Annotated in this window: 20 protein-coding genes; 5 read left to right on the top strand and 15 right to left on the bottom strand. The window is 67.5% G+C overall.

All coding sequences use genetic code 11. The features are described 5' to 3' along the window. From DB30_RS26155 to DB30_RS26145, 3 genes are all read right to left on the bottom strand, one after another. A partial coding sequence (locus tag DB30_RS26155; RefSeq protein ID WP_165703952.1) for a hypothetical protein occupies positions 1–660 on the bottom strand: 660 nt, incomplete at its 3' end. Further along, the gene (locus tag DB30_RS43190; RefSeq protein WP_240480330.1) at positions 555–1,001 is read right to left on the bottom strand and encodes a helix-turn-helix domain-containing protein; all 447 of its coding nucleotides are present in this window, start codon (positions 999–1,001) and stop codon (positions 555–557) included. The genes DB30_RS26155 and DB30_RS43190, both read right to left, overlap by 106 nt. Positions 1,002–1,749: 748 nt before the next feature. Beyond that, positions 1,750–2,808: an RCC1 domain-containing protein gene (locus DB30_RS26145; RefSeq protein WP_052553818.1), complete on the bottom strand. Its 1,059-nt coding sequence runs from the start codon at positions 2,806–2,808 to the stop codon at positions 1,750–1,752. A gap of 49 nt (positions 2,809–2,857) precedes the next feature. On the opposite strand from DB30_RS26145, the gene DB30_RS41670 reads away from it, so the two are divergent. Both DB30_RS41670 and DB30_RS26135 read left to right on the top strand, forming a co-directional pair. Further along, positions 2,858–5,806 (top strand): eCIS core domain-containing protein, encoded by a 2,949-nt coding sequence (locus tag DB30_RS41670; protein ID WP_205633064.1) that lies wholly within the window; start codon positions 2,858–2,860, stop codon positions 5,804–5,806. Positions 5,807–6,344: 538 nt separating this feature from the next. Beyond that, a complete protein-coding gene (locus DB30_RS26135; protein ID WP_052553813.1) occupies positions 6,345–6,647 on the top strand; it encodes an aminomethyltransferase beta-barrel domain-containing protein in 303 nt (100 codons plus the stop codon). On the opposite strand, the gene DB30_RS26130 is transcribed toward DB30_RS26135, so the two are convergent. The 4 genes from DB30_RS26130 to DB30_RS26115 form a co-directional block, all read right to left on the bottom strand. Beyond that, the gene (locus DB30_RS26130; RefSeq protein WP_052553811.1) at positions 6,640–8,208 is read right to left on the bottom strand and encodes a TIGR02996 domain-containing protein; all 1,569 of its coding nucleotides are present in this window, start codon (positions 8,206–8,208) and stop codon (positions 6,640–6,642) included. The two genes, DB30_RS26135 and DB30_RS26130, sit on opposite strands and share 8 nt — an antisense overlap. Then, positions 8,205–9,731 carry a DUF2228 domain-containing protein gene (locus tag DB30_RS26125; RefSeq protein WP_052553810.1) on the bottom strand — a complete coding sequence of 509 codons (1,527 nt, stop codon included), beginning with the start codon at positions 9,729–9,731 and terminating at the stop codon, positions 8,205–8,207. Before DB30_RS26125 ends, DB30_RS26130 begins: the two co-directional genes overlap by 4 nt. A 409-nt stretch (positions 9,732–10,140) precedes the next feature. After that, positions 10,141–10,836, bottom strand: coding sequence for a tetratricopeptide repeat protein (locus tag DB30_RS26120; RefSeq protein WP_052553809.1), 696 nt, complete (start codon positions 10,834–10,836; stop codon positions 10,141–10,143). After that, positions 10,773–10,976: a hypothetical protein gene (locus DB30_RS26115; protein WP_146660662.1), complete on the bottom strand. Its 204-nt coding sequence runs from the start codon at positions 10,974–10,976 to the stop codon at positions 10,773–10,775. Before DB30_RS26115 ends, DB30_RS26120 begins: the two co-directional genes overlap by 64 nt. Positions 10,977–11,100: 124 nt before the next feature. On the opposite strand from DB30_RS26115, the gene DB30_RS26110 reads away from it, so the two are divergent. Further along, the gene (locus tag DB30_RS26110; RefSeq protein ID WP_052553808.1) at positions 11,101–11,817 is read left to right on the top strand and encodes a CPBP family intramembrane glutamic endopeptidase; all 717 of its coding nucleotides are present in this window, start codon (positions 11,101–11,103) and stop codon (positions 11,815–11,817) included. Here the strand turns inward: DB30_RS26110 and DB30_RS26105 are convergent. From DB30_RS26105 to DB30_RS26080, 6 genes are all read right to left on the bottom strand, one after another. Next, the gene (locus tag DB30_RS26105) at positions 11,740–13,764 is read right to left on the bottom strand and encodes an RCC1 domain-containing protein (protein WP_146660658.1); all 2,025 of its coding nucleotides are present in this window, start codon (positions 13,762–13,764) and stop codon (positions 11,740–11,742) included. The genes DB30_RS26110 and DB30_RS26105 overlap by 78 nt on opposite strands. Before the next feature lie 105 nt (positions 13,765–13,869). Then, complete coding sequence (locus DB30_RS26100; RefSeq protein WP_146660656.1) at positions 13,870–14,733, bottom strand: hypothetical protein; 864 nt, start codon at positions 14,731–14,733, stop codon at positions 13,870–13,872. Positions 14,734–14,751: 18 nt separating this feature from the next. Then, on the bottom strand, positions 14,752–15,570 hold the full coding sequence (locus tag DB30_RS26095) for a hypothetical protein (RefSeq protein ID WP_052553805.1): 819 nt from the start codon (positions 15,568–15,570) through the stop codon (positions 14,752–14,754). After that, positions 15,554–16,105, bottom strand: a complete 552-nt coding sequence (locus DB30_RS26090) for an RNA polymerase sigma factor (RefSeq protein ID WP_165703951.1) — start codon at positions 16,103–16,105, stop codon at positions 15,554–15,556. The genes DB30_RS26095 and DB30_RS26090 overlap by 17 nt, the downstream gene beginning before the upstream one ends. A 65-nt stretch (positions 16,106–16,170) precedes the next feature. After that, positions 16,171–17,214, bottom strand: a complete 1,044-nt coding sequence (locus tag DB30_RS26085; RefSeq protein ID WP_052553803.1) for a hypothetical protein — start codon at positions 17,212–17,214, stop codon at positions 16,171–16,173. A 42-nt stretch (positions 17,215–17,256) separates the two neighbouring features. Then, positions 17,257–17,820: a ClpXP protease specificity-enhancing factor SspB gene (locus tag DB30_RS26080; protein WP_146660654.1), complete on the bottom strand. Its 564-nt coding sequence runs from the start codon at positions 17,818–17,820 to the stop codon at positions 17,257–17,259. Between the two features lie 261 nt (positions 17,821–18,081). Between DB30_RS26080 and DB30_RS26075 the strand changes: the two genes are divergently transcribed. Then, positions 18,082–19,398: a hypothetical protein gene (locus DB30_RS26075; protein WP_052553801.1), complete on the top strand. Its 1,317-nt coding sequence runs from the start codon at positions 18,082–18,084 to the stop codon at positions 19,396–19,398. A gap of 199 nt (positions 19,399–19,597) precedes the next feature. Here DB30_RS26075 and DB30_RS26070 read toward each other — a convergent pair whose 3' ends face one another. Both DB30_RS26070 and DB30_RS26065 read right to left on the bottom strand, forming a co-directional pair. After that, on the bottom strand, positions 19,598–21,016 hold the full coding sequence (locus tag DB30_RS26070; protein WP_052553800.1) for an ATP-binding protein: 1,419 nt from the start codon (positions 21,014–21,016) through the stop codon (positions 19,598–19,600). A gap of 240 nt (positions 21,017–21,256) precedes the next feature. Further along, complete coding sequence (locus DB30_RS26065; protein WP_052553799.1) at positions 21,257–22,324, bottom strand: fibrinogen-like YCDxxxxGGGW domain-containing protein; 1,068 nt, start codon at positions 22,322–22,324, stop codon at positions 21,257–21,259. A gap of 124 nt (positions 22,325–22,448) precedes the next feature. Here DB30_RS26065 and DB30_RS26060 point away from each other — a divergent pair, with 124 nt between their 5' ends. Further along, on the top strand, positions 22,449–23,828 hold the full coding sequence (locus tag DB30_RS26060; protein WP_052553798.1) for an esterase/lipase family protein: 1,380 nt from the start codon (positions 22,449–22,451) through the stop codon (positions 23,826–23,828). Positions 23,829–23,892: the final 64 nt, after the last annotated feature.

Below are 23,892 nucleotides of genomic sequence, written 5' to 3'. Positions count from 1 at the left end.
GAAGATCCCCTGGGCATTGCAGCGGGCGAGGGTGGCCTTGGCCTCGTAGCCGGCCCGGGGCTCGGTCGCCCCCTGGGCGCCGAACACGGCGTCGCGGTCGAGCTCGGGGTCGCCGTGACGGACCAGGAAGCTGGCGTAGCCGAAGGGCGGATCGAGGCCGAAGGCGTCACGAAAGCGACGCAAATGGACGACGAGGCGCGGATCGTCGAGCAGCGCGGGCGTGAGCGCGGCGGCGACGATCTTCATGATCGAGGCGGACTCGCTCGCGCGCAGCAGGGGCTCGAACAGGGCGTAGTCGTCGGCGCTGGCGAGGGCGCGCAAGAGCTGCCTGATCGGGCCACCGCTAGCCTCGCGGATGTCCGCGTCGAGCTCGAGGATGCGCGCGGCCACGAGCTCGGCTCCAGCGACGCGCTCGTCGAGGGACTCGCCGCCGCGGATCAGCGAGCGCGCGGCGGCCCAGACGATCGTCGGCTCGTCGGCGCGCAAGAGCTCGGCGAGGCGCGGGTGGGCCTCGGCGACCGGCCACAGCTCGAGGTGCTCGACGGCGGCGCTGATCATGCGCGGGTGCGGGTGGCGGCGGCCGAGCAAGATCGGCTCGAGCAGCGTCGCGGACAAGGGCAGCTTGGCCACGCGGGTGCACTGCAGGGTCTCGAACACCACGTCGGCGTGATCTTGGTCTGCGCGGGCGAGACCTTGCGGATCGTTTGCTTGTGCCCATCGGGCCAGCTGTGCTCAATATGGATCATCCACGTTTCGTGTTGGCGCCCTTGTTTGTCGCGCCACTTTCGTTTCCTAACGCTCATCTCGACCTCGTTTCGGTTCCGAGATGGCGCTGCTTTGGCGAAGCCAGATCCCCGCTCGAAGATCAGGCGTCGGCCCAACCGGCGGTGGGGAATCTCTCCGCGCTGGGCGGCCTCGTAGATCGTCTTGCGGTTGACGCCCAGGAGCTCGGCGAGTTCGTCGGCGCTGTAGATCTGTATCTCACCATGACTTGCTGACATCGATGCGGCCCTCCGCCGTGCCGTGGAGAAACACGGCACGTTGACCATGGTCGTCAGATCGGTGGTTGCCAAGCTGTCCGCGGGGGTCGGCCTGCCCGATTCGGGGTAGTCGGCCGACAGGAGTTCGCTGGGCAGTCCTGGTCGGGATGGGCTTTGGGCGCACCGAAAGCCCCAGGAAGAGCCCGCGCAGCTGGTCCTTCGCGGGGCCCCGCGCGACGCTCACCACAACCGTCGCTAGCTGTGTTGAAAGCCCGCCTGTGTTGTGGCCTCGTCCTCCACCTCCGGGCTGTCCGAAACGAGCCACCTACCCGTTTCGGGGCAAAGGTACCTCAGCCTCGCCCGGTGCAGGGCCTCGTGTTCGTCGAAGAAGCCATCCATCGTGCTCAGAGGCGACTTGGGCACTACTGCGGGGTTGCATGTTGGCCTGTCAGCATCCGCTTTTGTCGAGTCTGTGTGGATTTTGGTTTAGAGGCTCGTGCGGAAAACCGGAAACCGCGACTTACTCCGTGTTTAACCGTCGCATACGCAGAGTGAGCAAATGTGGATCGGCGTCCACACGGCCGTTTTTCTTCCGCTTCCACACGGGTCGGGGCGCAAAAGAAAAACTGGCGGCGGGGTTCGTTCCGGTCTAAGCGCACGCCCGCCCCGTATATGCGCCCGCACCGTCAGCGATCGCGCCGTCAGCCTGCTCAACTGCTGGCTGGGCATCATCAACGATCGCAAGGCCAAGCCCGCGCACCTGCACGATTCAGCCCCCTGCGTCGAGCACGACCTCGTGGGGCGGCGCCGCTTCGTCGCCCCAGCTCGAGGGCCGGCACCAGACCCGCCCCTGGCGGTCGAGCAGGCACTCGCCGTCGTGGAGCACCATGCTGGTCACGCTCCAGCGCTCGTCGAGTTCGAGCTCGCCGGTGAAGCCACAACGCATGTCGACCCGCTCGCTGCGGCAGTCGCAAGGCCGGGTCCCGCACTCCGAGTCGGGGCAAGGGAAGGTGCAGTCGCAGTCGAGCGTCTCGCAAGTCGCGGGCTTGGCGAATCGCCCCCGAGTTTGGTTGGTGCAGCTCCACTCGCCCTTCATCCGCCAACACACGCCGTCGCGCACCGACAGCGAGAGCTCCTCGATGCCCGTCGGGTTGGTGAACTCGGCGACCACATGCGGCGCGTAGTAGCGCTCCTCCGTGTGGTCGTTGATCGAGTGGGGCTCGCCGAGATCGAGGGGATAGTCCGTGTCGCCGCGAGTCCAGCACCAAAGCCTGCCGGACGTCTGGACGGCGCAGCCCGCCCCGGGCACGAGCACGACGCGGTGCAAGCGGTTGAGGTCCAGCTCCCCGAACTCTCGGCTGGTCTTGGGCAGTCCGACGTGGTCGGCGTCGAGCTCTTCGTCCCAACAGTACAGCTCACCTTCAACCGTGATCGCGCAGTCTTGGACCAACGCGACAGTCGGGCCGAGGCCTTCGACCGGTCGCAGCTGGCCCTGGTCGTCGATGCAGCTGATCGTGCCCTGCTCGTCGCGCGTACACACGGTCAACCGCCCGCAGTCGAGCGCGACGATCTTGGCCCCGCTCGCCAGCGGCGGACCAAAGCGCTCGTCCCTGATACTCGCGTCGTGGACTCGTCCATTGTCCCGTAGTACGTAGACCCGACCCTCGTTCGTGCACATGCCCACGCTCCGAGCCTCGCGCGGACGCTCGGAGACCAGGTCGGAGGCCGTCGCCGTCGCCGTGTCCGATGGCGGGGGATGGCAGCTCGCCAAGCTCGGCAACAGCGCGGTCGCGATGGCGATGCCTGCTTTGGGCGAGGGAGATCGCATATCCGCTAGCCTGCACGAACGCCGGGGACCTGCCAAGCGGACCTGCACTATGCGGCCAGAGCTCGCCCGTGATCTCGGTCAAGCGTTTGGGCAACCGGTCGACGGCGCGGTGTTGCATAAAGACTCCGCCGCAGCCGGGGCTGCGAGATTAGCCGATGCCCGCGCGTTCACGGTGGGCAATCACATTTTCTTCGGCTCTGGCGCCTATTCGCCGAGCAGCGTCACGGGGCGCAAGCTGCTGACTCATGAAGCCGCGCATGTCTTGCAGTATCAACGAGGGGACATCAGCCCGAGCTCCGGCGCAACCATCAGCTCGCCGGGCGAGCCGCTCGAGCGCGAAGCCGAGCTCGCAGCAGCCGACGCGAGGGGCTTGCGCGCGAAGCCCCTCGCGCCCACGGGTGGCGGGCTCTTCGGTCCGACGGCGATGCGCTCATTGACCCTCGACTCCGCAGCGGAGGCGCGCATCATGCGGTGGTTCTGTCCCGGTTCCGTCGCCGAGGACGGTCATGAAGAGCGCCAGGCGAAGGATCACGATAGCATCAAAAATTGCCTATTGAGCATGGGGATCAAGGAAGACCAAATTGGCGACTTGTCTGAGCCGTTGAGCTGGGACCAGACCACTTTGAACGATACCTTCCGGACCCTCGATCAGATCCGTCGCGGCCAGGTCCGCGGATCCCAGGGCCACAACTTGTCCGGCGGAGGCGCCAAGGTCGGCGAGAAGGACGGTAAGATAATCCCGGGCCGCATCATCGCATCGTGGAATTCTGGGCAAGACGACTTGGGTGCGGGGGATACGTATCCAAACATCCTGAGCTTCGTCAAGGCACTCAACGACCTCAGCCGGAAAAGCATGGGCTCGGACATGGACTACCTCGATGCCGTCCAGGCCATGCCCCGAGTGTTCGTCGCTGGCGTCGACGTCTACGTTCACCCTCGCGCGGTGTACTTCGTCGCTGCGGCGCAGGTGTCGATGGACCAGGCGAGCGGGGTCGCAGCGATCGAGGCGGGCCAAGGTCGGGGCCACTACGTGCCGGCGGGCGGCTTTCGCCAGGCGACCTCCGTGCTGCTCGACAAACTGGCGTTGATGGAAAAGGGCGCCAAGGTCGACAAGACTCGAGTGGCGATCCCCGGCAGCAAGGACGCGTACGCGTTCATCCTCGACGAGCTCTTGCAAATGGACCGCGTGCTCGAGGAGCAGGAGCTCGGAGCCGCCGCGAAGGAGGACGTCAAAGGTCACAACCCGGAAGAGCACCGAGAGCCTCAGATGCGTGCCTATTTCAGCGCACGACGCGAGACGCTCCGAGATCTCGGCAAGGAGGTGGACCAGATCGGTTCGGACGAAAACGCGCGCGCAGCCGCGGCGACCTTGCGCGCGGTGCTCGGTGGACTTCCCAAGCGCACCGAAGTTCAACACATGTTCGGCTCGGTCGACCCGCACGGAACGGACCATGCGCTGGGGCTGGCAATCGACATTTACAAAGGGCTGGGCAAGGGGAGCGCCTATACGAACTCCGGGTTCAAGAATTTCCAGGGTGTGATACGGATCGTCATTGATCGCTGGGGCGACGATACCAACAGCTACGAGCCGCCCTACGAGCCGATCCCGAAGACCCTGCGGCTCAAGTACGCGACCGAGCTGAGCCCGGGGCAGGCTCGCTCGTTGACCCGGTTGCTGCGTGAGCGCGCCGATGACCTCGAGGCGGAGATCCGCAAGACCGTCGATACTCCCGCGACACTGTTTGGTCTGACCGATCACGAAGTTCGGGTCGCGCTGGCGAAGGCGCGCAAGGATCTCGACAAGCTGCGCAAACAAGCCCATCTCGCGTTTACCTCGCGATCGGCAATCTTCGGCAAGATCCTCCACACCAGCAAGCTGCGCCGGCAACTGCCCAACCCCGTGCTCGAGACCATGGTCATCCAACACGAGCAGCTGAAAGAAGCGTCGTTGGTAGCGAAGACGATCGCGCCCGATCGGCTACTGTGGCTACTCGACGACCGGATCGAGGGACTCGACGCGGCGGCGACTCTCGCTGCCGAGTCCGCGCAGGTCTTGGACGCAGCAGCCGTGGAATCCGCCAAGATCGAGGATATTGCGATGCAATTCGACGCGACGCTCAGCCAGCAGTACTTGGATCGCTATAAAATTGCGAAGTCCGACTGGGAGAGCAAGAGCAAGGCGGAGAAGGCAGATCCCGAAGCGAAGCAGGAGTGGCGTGAAGAGAAGGCGATTGGCAAGCGCAGCTTGCCACTGCCGAAAAAGACCAAAACCGCGCACAAGAACGTGGTCAAGCAGTTGGACAGGACCAACACCCGCCGGGCCGAGGCGTTCGCTGGGTTCACACGTGCCGGTCCCGACGCGGGGCGGTTGAGCCTGAATACGATTCGCAACGAGTTGTCGGACATGTTGATTGAAGCGACTTGGGCGCACGATCGGAACGAACAAGACGCGCTGGTCAGCAGCCTCCGAGGAGGTGGCCTCAAAAAGTGGCTCACGGCCATGGAGGACGAGGAGCGCGGATTCTATGACCAGCCGGAGGTCATGATCCAGGCGATGGACTCGGTGCGTGGCCACGTCGCCAAGTACGAGGGGGATCCCAACGATCCCCACGACGATGTGTTCGGGCGCGAGGTCAAGGCTGGTCACCACTGGCAGGTCGCCGCCCTCGAGATCGGCCCCGGCCAAGACAACATCCTTGCGAGCGACAAGAACTACGCCGACGCGCTCGAGCGCGACATGCGAGCGCGGAGCCCCGCCGACATCGAGCGGATCCTCGAGGTCATGGCCGAGAGCGAGGGCGGACGGACCATCCTCGCAGGCCAAGGCGGCGGCGCAGCAAACTTCCGCAGCACGCTCGCCAAGGTCCTAAACGGGGACGCGGAGGCGGAGGCGATGTTGGAACGGGTGAGGACCAAGGTCCTCGAACCGTATGAAAACCTCAGCGGCGAGGAAGCCGAACTCAAGCACGGGATGCGTCAACGCGGCTACTATTTGTAGACAGCCGTCAGCTGGGAGGCAGGCCTTGCGATCCCGCTCTGGCCAAGACATCGCTCAGCTGCAACGAGATCCCAACTCGTTCTTCCGGGCGCTCCATGACTGGACCATTCACACGTCCGAAGGCATGCGCCGCGCGGTCATGCACGGAGACCCCGGTGCCAGCCCGCGCTCGGAATTGCCCCCACACGCTCTCTCGCAGCACTTTATACTGCCGTCGCGCATGCTGACGTAGCATCCGTCCCGTGCCGATGTTGTTGCGACTTCGAGCAGCGATTCCGATCGCGATCGTCAGCGGGTCGATCAGCTGCACGCTCGACAACGTCCCCCCGTCGAGGCCGCGCCGATCCCCGCGTAGAGGTGCCATGGTGCGGGCAGCGAGGCCACCAGGCGGTCCTCACGTTGGCAGCGAAGGCGTCCCTCGCGCCCGAGCCGGGCTCGACCGCGGAGCTGCCAGCGGTCTACCTCGAGGTCAAACTCAGGTCTGAGGCATTGCCTCGGAAACCTCAACGTTCACTTCCATACGCTCGCGCTCGATGGTGTGTACGTCCGCGATGACGCTGGCGTGCTGCATTTTCACGCCTTGTCGACGCCGACCCCCGAGCAAGTCGCCGACGTCGCCCGCTGGACATACGAGGGACTCGCCCGCATGTGCAAGCGTCATGGTCGCTCGCTCGACGAGCTCGACGATGCCGACACCGACGAGCTCGCCCACGACCAGCCGGCACTCGCCGCGTGCTACGCCGCGTCCGTCAGTGATCGCCAGCTACTCGGCGACGCGCCCGGGCAGCGCGCGGCGGTCTATCAGGGTGATCGCGTGCTCGGGGGCGGCTGGATTACATGAGCCCGCGGGCGGCTCGGCGCAGGCGGACGAGCTCTTTCGGCGGTGGTTTGTAGCTGGGGGTCTTCACCTCCAGCTTGGTCAACCGACTGATGTCGCCTTGCTCGCGCAGGGCTGTGAGCAGATCGGTGAGCATGTGGAAGCGGTCGCCTTTCGAGCCGGCGTAGGTGGCGACGATCGCCCAGCCTTCGCCTTCGCGGGTCAACTCGTAGGCGAAGCCCCACGCGCAGCTGAGTTCGCGCAGCTGTGGCAAAGCGAGGCGCAGGATGGCGGCGAGGATGCGGGGGAAGTTGCTGTCGTCGCCGCTGCGGAGATCGAGCTCGAACCGCGTCAGGCTGTGGCCGAGCGGCGACTCGAGCACGCGGGCGATCGCATTGTCGTTCTTGTTGTAGAACTGCAGGCCGAGCGTCCGCAGTTGCGGCAGCCCCACGCCCGAGAGGATCTTGTCGCGGAGCGACGACGGCAGGGGATGCTCGAAGTCGCCGCTGACGACCATGCGGGTGAGCGCACGTGGGGCCGGTTCATTAAACCGGCGCAGCGCGAGCGCCGAGACCGAGGTCAGCTCGCGCAGGTTGAAGAACACCTCGTGGGCCAAGAAGTCGGCATAGCCCGGCCGATCGCCGCGGACGTCGAGGGCGGTGACGGTCCGCCACGCACGATGGCCGGTCAGCCGCTCGATCGCCGCCTGCGAGGCGCCGCCGTCCAGGGTGATCGCGGCCGGGAACCCGCGCTCGTAACGAAGATCCAGGGCCAGCGCGACGTCGGCCAGCTCGCCGAGCCAGGCGATTTGATGCTCGCGCAGGAGCTGCTTGATCCGATCGCGCTGCGGCTTGCCGGGCTTGGTCAGCAGCTGCAGGGCGATCAGCTCGCCGCGAGGATCGCCGTAGCTGGTCAGCAGATCGGCGTACACGGCACGCGGGGCGTCGTCATCGGGGTTGGCATAGATGTCGGCGAGCAGCTGCTCGTCGTCGGGGCGCTTGGCGGTGGCGAGTGGCCGCAGCCTGTCGAGCAGCCCAGTCTCCTCGTCGGTCAGCGGCGGAAGCTCGGGCAGCTCGGCGAGGCGCTCGCGCAGGTCCGTGAGTCGGCGGGCGATCGTTCGCTTGGTCTGCTCGGGCGGAAACTGGCGGACGTAGGTGTCGGGCGCGGGCAGAGCAGCGAGCGTGCGTGGATCGGCCAGCTCGAGCAGCAGCGTGTAGACCCGCTCCCACAACGCGCGGGCCGGGTGGCTGCGGTATGGGGCTCGATCGATCAGCGCGAGCAGAGCGTCGACGGTGCGAGGATCGGCGGGCCAGCCAGCGATGACCTCGAGCTGGGCGAGCGCCTTCTTCCAGTTGGTCTTGTCGAGCCGGTCGAGCAGCTCGCGACGGATCCGCGCCGGGGCGGCGCTGGCCTGCGCGTGCCAAGCATCGAGGTCGTGCGGGTCGGCGCCGAGGCTCGGACCGAGCGCTGCTCCGAGTTCGGCGATCGCGGCCGCGATTGCGGGCTGACGGCTGGCCTGCCAGGCAGCGAGGAGCTGATCGAGGCGGGCTTCGCCTTGGCATTGGAGCGCGGCTTGGAGACTCACTCGTCGTCTTCTCCTTCGGTGGGGCGCTCGTAGACGCCGACCGAGGGCTCGTCGCGGTGCGCGAGGTGGGCCCGCAAGATGCCGGCGTGGGCTGAGCGACCGAGCGCCTCGTAGGCGGCCACGAGCAGCGCGCCTGCTTGCTCGCGATAGCGATCGTGATCGAACCAGTGCAGCTCGCGACCGAGCGCCAGCGCGAACGCGGGTTCACCTGCATCGAGCTGCTCGCGGGCCTGCGTCATCCAAGCTTGCACGGTGTCGGGATCGTTGCGGTACGCGTCGACGCGGCCGTCGATGTCGAGCGGCAGCTTGGCGGCGGGGATCGAGCCTGGCCCGCCGAGCAGCTGTGGACGGGAGGCCAGCGCGTCTGCGGAGGCCTTGCCGGCGACGCGCTGCTCCTCGGCCTCGAACCACTCGAGCTCCTCGAGATAGAGGCGGGTCGAGAAGCCGGTCTCGCCGGACGGGGGCTCGTCGTAATGCCAGCGCTGACGGCAGACCGAGAGCGGGTGATCGCCGACGATCCAGGTCTCGGCGCTGTCGCGCGCGTAGTTGTGCACGACCGCGATGGCCTGCTCGGCGGTGTCGTACCAGAAGCCGAAGTGCTGCCCGTCGCTGTTGCCCCACGCGAACGAGAGCATCTCGGGCGGGTCTTGCCGGAAGCGAACATGCACGCGCTCGTCGAGGCCGTCGCGCAGCTGCAGCTCCCAGCCGCGCGGGCCGAGGCGCTCGATGATGCCGCCCGGCCAGGTGCAGGAGGCCTCGTGCACTGCGCTGGGGAGCGACGCGATCGCGAGGTGGAACGCGTGATAGACCGCGAGCGTGCGCGGCAAGGTCAGGCCCCAGACCGATTGCACGTGCTCGGCCAAGCGCGGGAACGCGGCGTAGGCCTGTTCGAGCGCTGCACGACGACGCTGCTCGGTCTGCTCGGGCGTCTCGGGGCGCGCGGTCGCGAGGTACTCGGCCCAGCGGCGCTCGAGCTCGTCGGGATCGAGCGGGGCCCAGGGCTCGAGGGCCTCGATGCCGCCGCGCTGGATGGCTTCGGCCGACATCGCACGCACGCGCGCGCACCAGCGATCGAGCGTGGCTTGGACCTCGTCCCAGTTTGAGTCCATCTGCTCGCGGCCGAGCAGCCACAGGCGGGCTTCCTCGGTGTGCTCGCCGACGCGGAGCCGGCAGAGGGCTCCGAGACCGCCGCCCCACTCGAAGTTGGTGATGCGGACGACCTCGAGCGAGAAGCCGTCGCCGAGGATCGGGAAGCGGGTCTGGAAGGGCTCGAGGATGAAGTCGGAGACGTCGAGCTTGGGGGCGATCGCAAACTGGCCGATCTTCTTTGGCTGCTTTTTAACGGCTGGCTTCTTCTTCGCGGCCGGCTTCTTCTTCGCCGCCGGCTTCTTCTTCGCGGCCGGCTTCTTCTTCGCGGCCGGCTTCTTCTTCGCCGCCGGCTTCTTCTTCGCCGCAGCCTTCTTGACCGCCTTCTTCTTGCCGACTTTCTTCTTGCCGACTTTCTTCTTCGCGGCCTTGCTCATCCCAAGATGATCCGCACCCGCCGCCTAGCACGCAAGCCGCTCAGCTCCAGATAAATGCCATCCGCCATCCGCTAGACTGCGGCGTGCACCAAAGCTCGTCAGGTCGCTCGTGGTCGTGTGTGTCCATCGTTGCTCTCGTGCTGGGGCTGACCTTTGGTTGTCGAGCCCAGGACGCGCCTCCAGCCACGGATACTCCGTCCGCGGATACTCCGTCCGTCGCCAGCCCGACGGTCGTCAGCGATCCCACTGCTTCGCGACCTGTCTCTGCGTGCGAGACCGACGCTGACTGTGAGGAGGGCCAGGAGTGCGCGAGTCCAGAAGAGGCTGGCCACAATCAGTGCGGCATGCCGCTTCCGCCCGAGATGCGGTCGTGTCCGGACGGGTACTACAGCGACGACTGTGGGGGCTGCTACAAGTGGTGTACGGGCAATGAGCACTGCCCGGACAGCCAGACTTGTAACGGCAGCGTGTGCATCTCACCGCGCGAGTGCTTCGTCCCAGGGCCCACGCCCGTGTAGTCGCGAGCTAAGTACCGTCCGCCGTCGGCGAGGATGCGGCGCACGTCGGAGAGCGCCTGATAGCCCTCGCGCAGATCGTGATCGCGCAGATCGTCGAGCCGACTCTGGACCGCCCGCGCGGCCTCGCTGAGCAGCGCGCGGGCCTCGGACTCGCGCCCGCGCTGGCGCAGCAGCACGCCCAGGTGATGCAGCGACCGCACGCCGTCGAGCGGCGCAGCCCCGGCGCGGATCAGCCGCTCGGCGTCGCGCTCGAGCTCGATCGCCTTGTCCACGTCGCCGCGGCGCTCGGCGATCAGCGAGAGCACGTGGGCGGCCCGGGCGGTGCTCGAGCGCAGGCCCTCGGCGCGGTCGCGATCGTAGACGGTGGTCGCGGTCACGTCGGCCTCGGCCACGGCTTCGTCGGTCGGATGCGCGACGCCGTGCTCGTCGACGGGGGTGGTCACGAGCACGCGCGCGAGTCGGACCTCGGCGCGCAGCTGCGTGCGAGTATCACCGCGCCGCGCCGCGACCTTGGCCGCGTCGGTCAGCAGCACGTGCGCGGCCTCGGGATCGCCGAGCCGCGCGACGACAATGCACGTCGGCCCCACGCGCGCAGGATCGGCTCGCGCTCGAGCAAGACCGCGAAGCGACGCGGGTCCTCGGGATCGAGCGCGCGCAAGGCCTGGGTCAGGTAGTAGTAGGGATGGCTTGGAGGTTGTCGTGGTGGCGCACGATCGTTCCGTGCCATGCGGGTGCAAGATCGGTCATGCGGCCGCGGAGTACGCGGGTCACGCAGACGCCTCCGCAATCGGGCTCTTCCGCTCTCGCGCCACCCCGCACAGGCGTTGTCACCGGGCTATGCTCCGACCGCGATGGACGCCGACCCACGCCGCCGGCCCCTGGCGAAGACGCTCCAAGCGACCGGCGGCGAGCTCTTGTTGTTCGCCCTCGCGGGCCTGGTCGGGCTCACCATCGCTCAGCTGGCGATCTGGACCGGCGTCGCGCGCCTGCGTCCGCAGTGGTTGTTTAGCTGGGGCACGATCCTGATGGTGAGCACGATCCTGGCGTACTGGGGGCTGGAGCGCTGGCGGGTGCGCCGGGGTCAACCGGCGCCCATGTTGCGGACTCCGGCCGAGCGCGAGCCGTGGCTGCGGTCGATCGGGATCGCGCTGTTGGCCGTGGCCCTTGGGACCGCTACCGTCATCGCGATCGCGGCGGTGCTCGGCTGGCTGTTCGGTCCAACGAACCAGCCGAGCGTGCTCGATAACCTGGATCAGCGCGATCCGGCGGCACGGATCGAGCTGATCATCATGGTGGTCGTGACCGCGCCGATCATCGAAGAGGTCTTGTTCCGCGGGCTGCTGTTTCGTCGGTTGATGCCGATCTCCGCGGGCGCGGCGTGGGTCCTGGCGACGTTGGCGTTCGCGCTGCAGCACCAGAGCCTGGTGTTGATGCCGTGGTACCTGGCGATGGGGCTGGTGTTCACATATGTGTACTGGCGAACCGGGCGGCTATCGGCGGCGATCTTGACTCATGTCGGCTTCAACGCCCTCACGGTCGCCTCGCGCATGGAGTTTGGCGGGTTGTGAAGTCCGAGCCTGGTTGGCCACGGTGGTCAGCTGTACGCGGACGGGCGTGGCCATCAGCCCCGCTGGCGTCGTGCCGAGCTGGCCCGACCCGCCATCGCCAATACACGTCACGACGCCCTGGTGGTCGAGGGCGCAGACGTGCGCTGATCCACCGCGGAGCTCGGCGACGTCATGGAGGTCCAGCCAGGTCAGCTGACCAAGCGCGTCGCTACACGCGACCTCACCGTCGAAGGTTCGCACACAGGTCGCGTCGCCGTAGTGCACGCCTTGGTCGCCGGCTGGTAGATCGGCGCGCGTGGGCGCATCGCCGTCAGCCCAGCACCAAACCTGCCCCTCGCGAGTGATCGCGCAGTCGGTCGACCCCGGTCCCCCGAACAGGGACTCCACCTGCGAGAGCGTGGGCACCCGGACCGCCGCTCCGATGCTCACAGGGTCGTCGCTACGCGGCCGCGACACGGGGAAGCACGAGACATGGCCAGGTCCGTGAACCACGCACACACGCGAGGAGAACGGGGACGTGTGGACGCGGGTCACGTCACGCAGGGCTGGGGTTGCGAGCGGTTCATGGTCGCCGAAGGTGTCCGTACACTCGAGCTTGCCCCGACGGATCAGGCAGTCGATCTTCCCGCGCGCGAAGTCGCTGACGTCGCTGTAGCGGGCGTCGATCGCCAGCGGACCGCAGCCAACCGTTGCCCGCGTCACCGCGCACACACCCCCGATGCTCCAGCAGCGCAACTCGCCGCGGCGATCGAGCAAGCAGCGATCCTGAACCTTGGCGAGCGGCCCGAGATCGATGCCGACCGGGGTGGGCGTCGCCGCGCGGGCGAGGCCCTCGGCATCGAAGTCGAGATGGTGGAACGAGCCCCAGCACAGCACCTCGCTCGCGGTCGTGGTCACGCAGGTGAAGTCGGCGTCGACGACGAGGCTGGTCGCGTCGCGGATGACGACGCTGCGCTCGACGGTCGGCCGATCGCGCCAACCACGCCCGCGCGTGCCCCAGCACAGCGCGGCGTCGCCCGTCAGCGCGCAGCTGAGCTTGGCCACGGCTGCGACCGCGTCCGCACCCGTGACGTCCGCGACGGTGACGACGTCCGCGGTCTGGCTTGTCGTACCCGCGCCAAGCTGGGCCCAGGCGTTGTTGCCAAAGCAGCGTACGGCGCCGTCCGCGACGACGTAGCAGGCGTGGTCTTCGGCCAGTGCCAGCGAGCGAAGCTCCCCTGAATCGAGCGGGTCCAGCCCACCGTTGGCTGCCCCCGGACCCACGCGGTCGCGGCACGCGACCTCACCCGTTCGGCGGCGCACACACAGCGAGGCGTGAGAGATCCATACCGAGGTTGCGCCCTCGAAGGTGGCCACGTGGCGAGATGAGTCGGGCTGTCCCAGATCCCAGCACCAGATCTCACCCGCGGCATCGAGCGCGCAGCCGTCGCGGGGCCCGACATCGATGTCGATGGCGCGATCGAACACGAGTTGGGCATCGTGAGCCTCGTGGCCCCAGCACCTGACCTCGCCCGCTGCCGAGCGGACGCAGACGTCGTCGTCGACCGCGAGCTCGACGATTGGGACCCCTCCGAACACATCGATGTGACGGCGCGGACCTGCTTCCTTGGTCGACCAACAGCTCACCGTGCCCGGCTCGGACACCGCGCAAAACAGGTATTCGCTCGCGGCGAGGAGGGTGACATCGGACAGCCCGTCGATCTCGAAGACCTCGGTCCAGGCCACGGGCGCCGCGCGAGCGTGGGTCGGGTCCTGACCCCAGCACAACACGGCACCGTCGGCCCGGAGCACGCAGCCGTAGTTGGTCGACACGACAATGTCCGAAAACATGGGCGCTCGCTCGTCGACCAGGTTCGTGGCCGGACTCGAGGTCGGCGAGACCGGATCGGCCCGGCACGCGAGCACGAGGGCCAGCACGGGGAACACCTGGTGCGAGCCGGACCTCACGGGCTCACGGTAGCCCAACACCGAGCCGAGGGGTTGCCCATCGGTCAGCTGGTCGCAGAACGGCCTCGAAGCGAACGGGCTCCGAGGGCTCACCACGTCGCGCGATCACGGGTAGTCGATGATGACCACGAACTCGGCCACGTCTGACACGAAGTCCCCGACTGATCGGGGATACGCGATCATGGCGATCGTGGACCCCGGGGTCACAGCGTAGAGCGCGGCCGTGTCCCATAGCACATCCCAGACCGCCGATGACTCGTCGGGGAGCACCTGAAGATCGCCACCTACAAAGTTATATGCCCAGACCTCCACGGCCGCTGGCGGCTGGGTGTCGAGGCAGCCCGTCCCGAGCATCAGCGGGTCTTCGACATGTTCGGGATGGAGGATGTCGCCCATCCCGCCCCACACGATGCTGCCCTCGAACAGCATGCCCGAGCGCTTGCTGATGTAGGTCACGCCGCCGAAGTCACCGGGCTCCGTGTACAGCACGTAGGCGTCTTCGGTCCCGCTCTCGTCGTCGCCTGGCCACGCGCTCATCATCTGCGCTTCATCGAGGCTGAGGTCGGGAGTCGGCGGCGCACAGTTGATATGCCAGCCAAGGAACTCGGCGCTCTCGTAGGTAAAGCGAAGGACCAGCGCGCAGCTGTTGCCGTTGTCCTGCTCGTCGGCGAGCTTTTGCTGGAGATCCGCGAGGGCTGGGGCGCAGCTGTCGTCGGCGCCGGTGTCATCGCTGCTGGATGTGTCGCTGCTGTCCCCGGACTCGTCCCAATCGCCCGACTCGTCCGAATCGCCCGACTCACCCGACTCGCCCGACTCACCCGACGCACCCGAATCGCCATCGAGCTGGCCAATCTGCTTGTCGGGTCCATCGCAGGCGGCGAGGGTCAGCGCCAGTCCGGTCGCCAAGCTGAGCAGCGTGGGGAAGCGCAGGTGGGATCGCATCATTGGCTCGTTCATTGCCTCTTTCATGGCCGGCTCGATCGGTAACTATTCGCTCAGGGCCGGACAAATTTCGATGAGTCGCGCGGCGGGCATGCGGCCCCCCGCGCGCAAGGCTGCGGCGGTCTTGCGCGCGTCGTCGAGCTGCCCGAGGGCGCACTGGGCCCCAACCCGCAGGAGCTCGCGCTCGTCCGCGAGTTGCCCGCGGGGAAACTCGCGGCGATGTTGGTCGAGCCGCGCGAGGGTCTCGTCCGCCGAGCGTGCTGTACGGGCCCGCTCGATCAGCGCGAGCTCGGCGGTCAAGGCGTCGGTGTCCGGTGCGCTCGGCCCCGCCTTCGACGTGGACGCTGGGCCCGAGCGCGGCTGGGTCGGCGCATCAGCGACATCCTTGGCTGACGCTGCGGTGGTCTCGCGGGTCGTCGTCGGAGCCGCGAGCTGCTGCTCGGTCTGAGCGGCCTGCTCGAGCTGCTGCTCGGTCTGAGCGGTCGGCTCGATCTGAGCGGTCGGCTCGATCTGCTCGATGACGTCCGGCGTGGCTGGGCCAGCGGGCGCGAGCGCGTGAAAGCCCAGCGCAGCCACGCGCAGACCCAGCAGCCCGGCCCCCGTGAGCCCAACCGTTGCGCCAATGACCTTGGCCGCGAAGCCAAGCTGCGATCCGCTCGCGCCCAGGCCAAGCTCACCACCGGTTCCCTCGAAGCCACCGTCATTGGGACCACCGTCACCGTCATCGGGGCCACCGTCATCGGGACCCGGCCCAAGTCGCGCAGCGACGCCAGTCCAGATCCGATCCTTGGTGGGGCCGTCGGGCTGGGCGAGGGCCCGCAGACGGTCGAGGTCCGCGCGGATCGACTCATCGAGATTTTGCATGCTGTCGCTCCTGATTGGGCTCGTCGAGCTCACGCGCGGTCATGGCTTCGGTGACGCGCGCCCGCGCCCGACGAAGGCGCGTGTAGATCGTGTTGAGGTTGCAGCCCAGAGCCTCGGCGATCGCGGGCGCGGTCATTTGATCGATGTCGGCGAGCACGAAGATCTCACGGTGGACAGGATCGAGGGCGTCGATCGCCTGGGCCAGCGCGACGAGGCGCGCACGCCCCTCGATCCTGGCCTCGAGATCCTGCCCCTCGGGCGGGATCAACGAGGCCAGCTTGCGTTGGCGACGTCGCTGGCCGCGGTGATGGGTGGACGCCACGCGCCGGGCGACGCCGTACAGCCACGCGCGCATCGTCGCCCGATCTTTCCACGCCCCCCACTGCCGGTGAGCGACCACGAACACCTCTTGGGTCGCATCTTCGAGGGCAGCGGGATCAACACCGCGACGCGCGAGCACACGCCAGACGAAGTCGACGTGTGCGCGGTAAGCCGCCGCGAACTCCGCGTCGGCGCTGCGGGTCGCTGACCCCATCGCATCCCCATGGCCGGCTCGTCCGCGATCCGTTCGCTCGATCATGGATCGCCGCAACGACGCGGTCACGGAAGCCGCAGCTCGACGCCAGCGAGGCCCCGGACGCTGACGGGGGCAATGTGTTGGATCTCGGCGGTCTCGACCATGAAGCTCCCGCGCTGCAGCGGCACGGCGAGCTGAACATCGAGACCCACGGCGAGGCGATCGATCGGGCGAAACCACAGACCCTGGCCGAGCGCGAGGGCGACCCACAGCAAGCTGGCCTCGCTGACCACGGGGAGCTCGTCGACGCCGCGGCCGCGGATCTGACCGAGCTCGCCGCCGCCACAGACCGGCAGCTCGACGCGTTCACGGGCACCGACCGCGGGCACGAAGCAGCCGCGGCCGGCGACGAACCACCCGTCGAAGACCCCGCCGACGTTGGCCTGAGATCGGATCACCCGAGGGACCACCCAGCTCGCGTCCAGCTGCGCGCGCCAGCGTGGGCCGAGCAGCGCGATGCCACCACCGAGGATCGCCGCGCCAGTGTTCGTGGGTCCATAGCCGCCGCCGACGTGGAGCCGCAGCGCCGCGCGGACAGCTGACGCCCGCCGCTCGCCACCGCGCTCGGCGACCGCCGCTCGAATCAGCGGGCGCGTATCGGGCTCGGGTTCCGGCTCCGGCTCCGGCTCCGGTTCCGGCTCTGGCTCCGGCTGCAGGTTGGGCGGGAGCTCGGGCTCGGGTTCGTCCTGTGGCTTGGATGTCACCCGACCCTGAACGGTCTGCGCGCTCGCTATGGGATCGAGGAGCACGGCCACGAGCAGCGCCGCCGCGCCAACGAGCACATCGCACTCGCGCGACTCGAACCGACGATGAAGGGTCGCGGCCTCCGGGCTCGTGAAGGTGAGCGCGACGACGTAGCCCGTCGCGCTGCGCTCGACCGTGCCACGCAGCGAAGCCGTGGGCGCCCGCATCGAGACACCAGGGGCGAAGCGCTCGATCTGGTCGAGGAGCTCGCCGCCGTCGGGGCACTCGCTGGGCGCCTCCCAGCTGACCGCCATGCGCTCGTCCGGGCGCTGAACCGGCGGGCGAAGCATCAAGCTCACCGCGAGCGTGAGGTGGGCGAACACGCGGGAGGGTATACACCCGGTCTCAGGAGCCGATCATTCCGCTCAGCTGCCGCCGTCGATCACGGTGAACGTGGCGCGACGGGCCTTCACCTCTTGCTGATCGGCCTGCACCTCGACCTTGGTCTCGGACTCGGTCTCGGTCTCGTCGCTGCTGTCCTCGGCCGCCGCGAGCCCGAACTTCACCGGTTCCTTGCTTGGCCGGTTGCGCTTGCGGCGACGCGAACCCCGGGTGCGATCTTTGTCGCTGACCTTGGTCAGCGACGGGTCGACGCCCGCGGGCACGAGCTTGGCCCGCAGCGACGCCGGGACGTTTTGCTCGAACACGCGACCGCCTCCACTCTCGCGCTCGGCGACGACGTAGATCGCAGCCCAGGGGAAGGTGCAGCGGGTCACGTAGCCGCCAAACGACAAGTTGGCTTCGACACCGAGGCCGGTGAACTCGAGCTCCAGCGGGTAGCTGGGGTCGAGGTCGATGACCAGGCGCTCCTTCCACTGCTCCCGTACGAAGTCTGGACACACGGCGTCCTTGTGGGTCACGTCAACGTGCAGGCGAGGGCAGCCGCCCTTGGCCTGGAGGGACTCGATTGCGCTTTGAATTGGCTTCACGACTGGGGGCCGACCCTACCAGAGTGCCTGGATGCGGGCTGCCCGTCTTGGCGGCCGGCGCCGGACCGGACGTTTACGCCGTGTTTCACGGCCTACGCGATCACCGGACGCGATCTTCGCAGCCCCGATGGCCGCGGGCTTGGTGGCGTGCGGGGCTCGAACGGCGGCGGCGACTCGACCGCCGGGGACCGCGACGGCGGACGAGAGCACCGCTGACGAAGGTCAGCCGCGGCCCTCGACCGTCATCGGATACGATAGGCCGTGGACGCCAAGCTCGACCCTCGCATCTGGAACATCGTCGTGGGTGTTGGGCTCGTCGCTGGTTGCGGCGCTCGAACGATCGGCCAGGACGGCAGCGCAGGCGACACCCTCGACACGGGCGAGACCGACGACACCGACGACACCGACGACACCGGGCCGGAGTGCGTCTCCAACTCCGACTGCGAGACGGGCTACACCTGTGAGGCCGGAGTTTGTAATTACTGGGGATACGACGACGGCCATCACCCCTACTACGAATGCTACTTCGACCAGGACTGCGGCGCGTTCGAGCTGTGCTCGGTGAGCAACTACTGCGAGAGCCTTGGCGCACCGCCCCCGCCCTGTGCCCCCGAACTGACGATCGGCGCGACCCAGATCCCCCTCGTTGGTTCGGCGCTGGCCCTGCAGTTCGTCGATCTCGACGCCGACGGAGACGACGAGCTGGTGGTCGCGACGCAGGACGAATTCCATGTATTCCATGATCTCGAGGGTCCGGCGATCACCAGCGCCCGCAGCCCAACGTCGCCAGCGATCGAGTCCATGATCGCCGGCGCCTTCGATCCTCAACCTGGCAGCGATCTCATGCTGCTCGTCGATGAACAATTGTGGCGCCACGGCTCTAACGGCGCCGACGGGTTCGTCGCTGCGACGATCGAGGATTCACCGATCACCGGGACGACCGGCCTGCTGTCGGGTAATTTCGACGCGACCGGTCTGCCCGACGACTTGCTGATCTGGGGTCCAGGCGGCGCGTTTGTCGACCAGAGCTCCGGGGTCCCGATCGCGTTGATCCTGACCGAAGTGCTCGCCGCCGCGGTCCTGGACCGCGACGCCCCCACCGGGGGCTACGCGCTGCGCGGGCCGCAAGATCAGTCGCTGTTTGGCATCGACGAGGGCCCGCTGGTCACGACGCTCTTCGATGCGGGCGAGCCCAAGCTCATCGTGAGCGTGAGCTCGAGCACCGACGCGCGCTTTCTGAGCTTGCAGCACTATTCGTCGTCGAGCGAGTGGAGCCTGGTCCGTCACTCGACGACGGCCGGCCTGCTGACGGAGACCACGATCCCTGCCACGCCCGTGCGCGCGATCGCGGCTGATCTCGACGGCGACAGCAGCGGCGATGTCGTATATCTGAGCAGCCCCGCTGCGCAGGTTGGCGTGCACGTCGACCCGCTCGGTCCGGGCAGCTGCTGGTTGACCGTTGCAACGCCGCTCACGCAAGTCGCCGGGGCGGCGGCCGGCGACCTCGACGGAGATGGCGACGACGAGGTCGCGGTGCAGCTCAGCGATGGCTCGGTGGTGGTGCTCCGGGAGCTCTGAGCGGCTCTTGCTAGCTGCACGGGCTGCACGGGCTGCTAGAGCGCCAATCAGTTTGAATTCACGACGCCAGGCACATCTGGGACCGCCCCTGCCGTTGTCGGTCGGCGCTCGCAGTATGCCGGATACAGCTTCGGCCTCCCTCCTAGGCAGGAACGGCCCCAGACGCACCTGACGCCGCGACTCCAAACTGATCGGCGCTCTAGAGCTTCGTGGGCACGGTGAAGTAAAAGGTTGTCCCGCAGCCGGGCTCGCTCTGCACCCAGATCATCCCGCCGTGGGCCTCGACGATCCCCTTGACGATCGGCAGACCAAGCCCGGCGCCCCGCGAGTCGGTCTTCTTCGCCTGCCAGAAGCGATCGAACACATGGGCGAGCTCGTCGGGTGGAATGCCAGCGCCCGTGTCGGACACGCTAAACTGCACCATTTGGTCCTGATGCTGCGCGCCGACGACGACCTCGCCCCCGGCGGGCGTGAACTTGATCGCGTTGCCGATCAGGTTGTCGAACACCTGCAGCAGCCGATCTCGATCCGCGAGCAGGGCCGGCGTCTGCTCGGGGGCCTCGATCCGCAGTTGAAGCTGGGCACGCGCGGCAGCATCCGACTCCGTGTCGATCGCCTCGTCGAGCAGGCTTCGCACCGGGACCTCGTCGCGCTCGACCGCGAGCGAGCCTGCCTCGAGCGCGGTCACGTCGAGCATGTCCCCGATCAGCCGGCTCATTCGTAGCGCCGCCCGCCGGATCGCCACCAGTGACTTCGGGGCTTCGGCGCCGCGACGCCGCAGGATCTCTGAATGTAGCAACACGATGTTCAGCGGGTTCCGCAGATCGTGCGCGACGATACCCAGGACTTCGTCACGCGCCGCGATCGCCCGCCTGGCGATGATGCTGTCTTGCATGGCGGACTCCATCTGCAGCCGCGCGGTGATGTCTCGCACCAGACCCTGCCAGCGACCGTCTGGGAGCAGCTTCGTGCTGACCTCGACGGGCAGGTGCGAGCCATCCTTTTTGCACAGCAACCAAGTGCCCACCTCCACCGCGCCGCCCAGCATCTGCGTGCGGGATCGCAGCATCCGTTCAACGTCCTCAGGCAAGATCACGTCGATGATGGGCTTGCCCACGATCTCGTGCTTGGCGTACCCCAACATCTGGCACCCCGCGTCATTCACGTCGGTGAAGCGCCCGTTTAGATCGGCGATGAAGATGCCGTCGGGCGCCTGCTCGAGCAGCGCTCTAAGTCGAACGATATCTTCTTCGCGGCGGCACACGATCTGCGTGACGTCGACGCCCGTGAGCACCAGCAAGGCCTCGCCCGCGTCGGGGCCTGGAGCGATCGCGCCCGAGATCGCAAAGATCCGCCGCTCGCCCCCGGGCCTCATCCAGCCGCACTCGAAGGTCTTGGCGGGCTCTCCGGCCTCGAGCGCCTCGATGATGGCTTGCACGCACACGGCGTCTTGGGGGTCGGCGAGCAGCGCTGCGATTGGCTGGCCACGCAGCCCCGCGCTGGGGTGGCCCAGCAGCTCCGCGCAAGCGCGGTTGGAGTGGACGACACGTCCGCCTAGATCCAGCACCAAGGCGATGCCTGGAAGTAGGTCGAGTGATGTGAAGTCGAGGGTGTCCATTCGGGAGCCGCGGCGATCGCACACATAGCATTAACACTGCCACGTGGCCCCCACAGAATATCGCGCGAAGTGCACCCGGTGCCAGAATTGATCATGCGGTGGCCTCTCGGCAGACAGCGGTCGGAGCGCAGGTCATCAGCGGCCCAGAACCTAGTTTGCGAGCAGTTGCGGCCCGGGGGTTGGCGAGCTTCCGTGAGCCATCGCCAAGTGCCACGCGCGTCGCGACCGACGAGCGACACCTCAACGCAGATACACGCTGCCGCTCCACCACGGATACCACCCCTCCGACTGCCCGCCGACCTCACCCCATCCGACCCGAAACAACGTCGTCGCCGAACCAACCAAATACGGCCCCGCCGGATCGAGCGGTAGCGCAGTCTCGCAGCTCTGGCACCCGACCGGATCGCTCAGCAGCGCCGCATAGCTGACCACCGGGCCAGCGTCGTCGGCCGACCCAAATGAGATGTCCCCCGCTTGCCCGTAGCCGATGTTCCAGTCGGTCTGCACGAAGCTCGCCGGTTTGATCTCTGCGGTGTCGCCGTCGGCCGCGTTGGCCTTCATCACGTGCGCGCTCAAATAGAACGACTCGAACCCAGGCGGAAAGATCACGTCGAATACGTAGGTGTGGTCTCCCCCGCCGTCGCGCGTATAGGGCCGACACATTGCGTCAATGCCCTCGGTCCCCGCCGACTCGATCGCGCTCAGCACGGTATCGAGGTCTCCGTTGCACAGGTGCGGCAAGCTGAGCTCTGTCCACCCGCCGCCGTCGGTGCTCATGTCGCAGTTGGTAGCGAACGCCAGCGCGGGGCTCTTGGGCGCGATGATGTACAGGCCGTCGGAGGCGTTGGGATCGTAGGCCAAGATTTCTCGACAGCTGCGGGGAACCTTGCAGTCGCCCAGGCAGCCGTCCGAGGTGCCCGAGTTGGCGTCGTCGCACTGCTCGGCGCCGTTGATCCGTCCGTCGCCGCAGCGTGGGCCAAAGCCGCTGCAGTCGCGCAGACAACCGCCGTAGCCCCCGTCGTTGATCCCGTCGTCGCAGACCTCGACGCCGCCGACCACGCCGTCGCCGCAGCTGCCGTCGCCGTCGCCGTCGCCGTCGCCGTCGCCGCCAGGATCACCGTCACCGTCACCGTCTCCATCGCCGTCCCCCGTCGCGTCCCCTGCCCCGCCCTCGAGCTCACCTGTGCCAAAGCTCTCGGCTCCAAACTCGCGCCGCAAGTCGTCGTCGCTGCACGCCGACGTGCATGTGAGCAACGCGAGCCCCACCAGCCACATCGGCCAGTGTGTGACCGCGCCCGAACACTCCATGGACCACTTGTGTGCCAACGGAGCGCGAATCTACACCGGTCCTGGATCCACGACCACTGATCCAATTGACTGTCTTCGGTTCGGCCTGCCCCGCGCTGACCAAATTCGCTAGACTTCCGCCGCCATGGATTCGAGTCGCCGTTTCACCGCATACCTGGCCGCCTCGCTGCTCGTGCCCGCGCTCGCGTGCGGCAGCGATGCTCCCGAGGTCGCGGGCCACGAGACCACCGACACGGGCGAGACCACCAACGACGAGACCGGAGACGAGAGCACCGACGGATCCACGCCAACGGCAGAGGCGGGCGAAGAGACCACGACCGAGACGGGCGACGCCGCCTGCGATCTGTCCACCCCCGAGCTGGTCGAGCAAGCCTACCTGGCCTACGGCGACAGCCGCGACGCCGTGCAGCTGAGCGCCTGCGACAACCATGTGTGGTGGGTGTCCGCGGCCGCCGGCACCGAGCTCACGATCTTCATCTCGCCAAGCGAGGCCGTCGACGTGGCGATCAGCTACCCCGACGACCCCAACTTCACCCAGACCTTGGTCGCAGACTCGCTGTACGAGCCCGGCTCAATTTCGTTCGTCGCGCCGCGCTCGGGCGAGTTCGCGGTGGTCCTGCGCGCGATCAACCCCGGCGACGACCCCGAGCTCCAGCTCGACTACGACATCGCCAGTAGCTGCTCCAACGAGTGCGGCCGCGAGACCACCCGATTTCCCATGGTCATGGTCCACGGGTGGACCGGGTTCGAGAACATCGGCCCGCTTACCTACTTCTTCAACGTTCAATCCGACCTCGAGGCCCTTGGCTACCCGTTGGCGATCGCCGTGCTCGATCCCTACAACTCCGTGGACATCCGCGGCGAGCAGCTGGTGAGCTTCGTCCAGGCCACCTTGCAGAACCAACGCGCGCGCAAGGTCAACCTGTTCGGCCACAGCCAAGGCGGCATTGACTCGCGCTATGTCGCGGCCGCGGCGGGCGGCGGCTACGGGGATCGCGTGGGCGCCGTGATCACGCTTGGCACCCCACATTACGGCACGCCGTTCACCGACATCGCGCTGGGGCTGATCCCCGGCCCTGCCGAGCAAGTGCTGGTGTTCTTGCTCAATTTCCTTGGCGCCGCCCAGAGCCAACAATCCGACGTCGAGGCTTCGCTCTACACATTGAGCGAGACCTACATGCAGGGCGAATTCAACGTGCTCTACCCCGACGATCCGCGGGTCAAGTACTACAGCTGGATGGGCCAGACCTGCGTCGCCGCGATCGGCTGCCAAGACGCCGTCGATCCGCTGTTGCTGTTCAGCTACAATTTGATCTTTGGCGTCGCGGGCGACAACGACGGGCTCGTGCCGCTCGAGAGCGCGATCTGGGGTGAGTACCTTGGGTTGATCCCGGCCGATCACATCGACGAGATCGGCCAGATCAGCGGGCTCACGGGGCTCAATTACAATCACAACCAGTTCTTCCGCGACAACGCCCGCATGCTGCGGGACAACGCATTCTAGGCTAGGCTAGGCTAGGCTAGGAGCCGACAGGCGAGCGTTTGGGGTGAGCGAAGGGGGATCCGCC

The organism is Enhygromyxa salina (assembly GCF_000737335.2).
GTDB lineage: Bacteria > Myxococcota_A > Polyangia > Nannocystales > Nannocystaceae > Plesiocystis > Plesiocystis salina_C.
The sequence above is the reverse complement of the archived record's forward strand: the minus strand, read 5'-3'. Positions and strand labels throughout refer to the sequence as shown.

Bases quoted from the DNA above. Each gene is read 5' to 3' on its own strand.
- DB30_RS43190 (WP_240480330.1), bottom strand. From the start codon at position 1,001: ATGTCAGCAAGTCATGGTGAGATACAGATCTACAGCGCCGACGAACTC.
- DB30_RS26145 (WP_052553818.1), bottom strand. From the start codon at position 2,808: ATGCGATCTCCCTCGCCCAAAGCAGGCATCGCCATCGCGACCGCGCTG.
- DB30_RS41670 (WP_205633064.1), top strand. From the start codon at position 2,858: ATGCGGCCAGAGCTCGCCCGTGATCTCGGTCAAGCGTTTGGGCAACCG.
- DB30_RS26125 (WP_052553810.1), bottom strand. From the start codon at position 9,731: ATGAGCAAGGCCGCGAAGAAGAAAGTCGGCAAGAAGAAAGTCGGCAAG.
- DB30_RS26115 (WP_146660662.1), bottom strand. From the start codon at position 10,976: ATGGCACGGAACGATCGTGCGCCACCACGACAACCTCCAAGCCATCCC.
- DB30_RS26110 (WP_052553808.1), top strand. From the start codon at position 11,101: ATGGACGCCGACCCACGCCGCCGGCCCCTGGCGAAGACGCTCCAAGCG.
- DB30_RS26100 (WP_146660656.1), bottom strand. From the start codon at position 14,733: ATGAAAGAGGCAATGAACGAGCCAATGATGCGATCCCACCTGCGCTTC.
- DB30_RS26095 (WP_052553805.1), bottom strand. From the start codon at position 15,570: ATGCAAAATCTCGATGAGTCGATCCGCGCGGACCTCGACCGTCTGCGG.
- DB30_RS26090 (WP_165703951.1), bottom strand. From the start codon at position 16,105: ATGGGGTCAGCGACCCGCAGCGCCGACGCGGAGTTCGCGGCGGCTTAC.
- DB30_RS26070 (WP_052553800.1), bottom strand. From the start codon at position 21,016: ATGGACACCCTCGACTTCACATCACTCGACCTACTTCCAGGCATCGCC.
- DB30_RS26065 (WP_052553799.1), bottom strand. From the start codon at position 22,324: ATGGAGTGTTCGGGCGCGGTCACACACTGGCCGATGTGGCTGGTGGGG.
- DB30_RS26060 (WP_052553798.1), top strand. From the start codon at position 22,449: ATGGATTCGAGTCGCCGTTTCACCGCATACCTGGCCGCCTCGCTGCTC.